At 61.2% G+C, this 1,741-nt stretch carries 1 protein-coding gene; it reads left to right on the forward strand.

Annotation, left to right across the window (positions count from 1 at the left end; genetic code table 11):
- Positions 1-105 precede the first annotated feature (105 nt).
- Complete coding sequence (locus SSA01S_RS18785) at positions 106-1,248, forward strand: strawberry notch C-terminal domain-containing protein (RefSeq protein ID WP_369691216.1); 1,143 nt, start codon at positions 106-108, stop codon at positions 1,246-1,248.
- The last annotated feature ends 493 nt before the right edge of the window (positions 1,249-1,741 follow it).

The raw sequence follows: 1,741 nt of genomic DNA on the forward strand, positions 1-1,741 counted from the left end.
CTCTCGCCGCCTGACACACCGCCAAGCGAACAGCCTAGACCACCGGGATGAGGGGTCCCTTTTCGACGCCGATCACCCCGCTACCGGGGTCCTTTTTCCACGCCGATCCACAGCCAAACGGGGGGGCAAGGACTTTTCGATCCGCGCGATAACCTCGAGAGCGACTATGCACGAGAGGCGCTCGAGACATGGTTTCGCTTGCTCGCCGAGGGCAAGCTTCGCTCGATCACCTTCGCCACGTTCCAGCAGTTGACCGGGCTCGAACTCGAAGGTGAAGGTGGCGGATTGAGGGAGGATCTACCCCCCATCCAGCGCTGGCTCAATCGCATCTTGGCACTGGGCGTCGCTCTTCAGAACGCCATCTTCGACGAATATCTCGGCCTGATCGAAGCCCGGGTTGAAGCGGCTCGGGAGGCTGGGACGCTCGACGTCGGCGTCGAGACCATCAACGCCGAGCGAATTACCATTCTCGATCGAACGGTGATCAGGCGCGATCCGGTCAGCGGAGCCGAAACCGAGATCCTGCGCCTCGAAACAGAGGAACGCTACAAGCCTATCTCCCTAGAACAGGCATTGCGCCGCCTCGGCGACGATGCGCGGCCGATGGTCAATCGGAAGTCCGGCAAGGCGGCCATCCGCTGCACCACCTTTTCCCTCACCGATGATGACGGCGAAATTGTCCGCCGCTTCGAACTCATCCGGCCGACCCGAACCGAGCGGATGCGCCAGGACCTGCTGCTCGAGACCATGTGGGAGGAAGCAAGCGAGGAAGAGTTCTCGACGCTTTGGTCAGCCGAGGTCGACGATCTGCGCGGCAAAACCCGCACCAGCACCATCTATCTGGTGGCCGGCCTGCTCCTGCCTGTTTGGGACCGCCTTCCGGACGACCATGTCCAGGTCTGGCGTATCACCACCGACGATGGCCAGTCGTTCCTCGGACGTCTGGTGCCTGCGCCGGTCGTCCCGAAACTTGCCGCCGCTTTCGGGATCGAGGCAGCGATCGTTGTCTCAGGGGAGGATACCGCCAAACACGTGCTGGGCACCGGCGAGATGGCGACGCTTGGCAGCTACAGGCTGAAGCGCAGCCTGGTGGCAGGTGAGCATCGGCTCGAACTGCTCGACTGGCCATATTCGCGCCTCGGGGAGTTGAAGGCGGCCGGGTGTTTCACCGAGATCATTCAGCACAAGACCCGCCTGTTCATTCCTGTCCGGGCGGCCAGTGCCGTGATCGAGCGGATCGCCGTTTGATCACCCGCACGGCCCCGGCGTCACTCATTGGGGGCATAACATAGAACGAGCACGAAACGGCGCTTCGCCTATCGGAAAACCCGGCCGGGTTGACTGTCGCGCATATTGGCCATCCGGCATGGATTGTCGTGTCGAGATCGCGAGGGGCGCGAACAGTTGTCTTAAAACTGCTATTTGGCACCGGGAATCAGGTGCGTTCCGACAGGCTCAAGCGTCCCGTTTCCCCGTTGGTCCGGCGCCATTCCGGGAAAAGGCAACCGGGAACAGAATTTGGGAAAGCCTACCGCAGTAGCACTGATCAAACTGCACGGGGTACACCGTCATTCTCGATCAACCTTCCTTTACGGGAACGCCGATCAGGCTCTGGTTAGCTCAGTTTTGCGCGTGATAGTCCAATGCTCCAGTCGTTTGTAGACGATCACCTTGTCGCCGATCAGATCTCCATGCCGGCGACAGAAGAGGTTGAGCTGATCGCGATCGCCGACCAGTTCGA

The sequence above is a fragment of the Sphingomonas sanguinis NBRC 13937 genome, from assembly GCF_001591005.1.
Taxonomy (GTDB): domain Bacteria; phylum Pseudomonadota; class Alphaproteobacteria; order Sphingomonadales; family Sphingomonadaceae; genus Sphingomonas; species Sphingomonas sanguinis.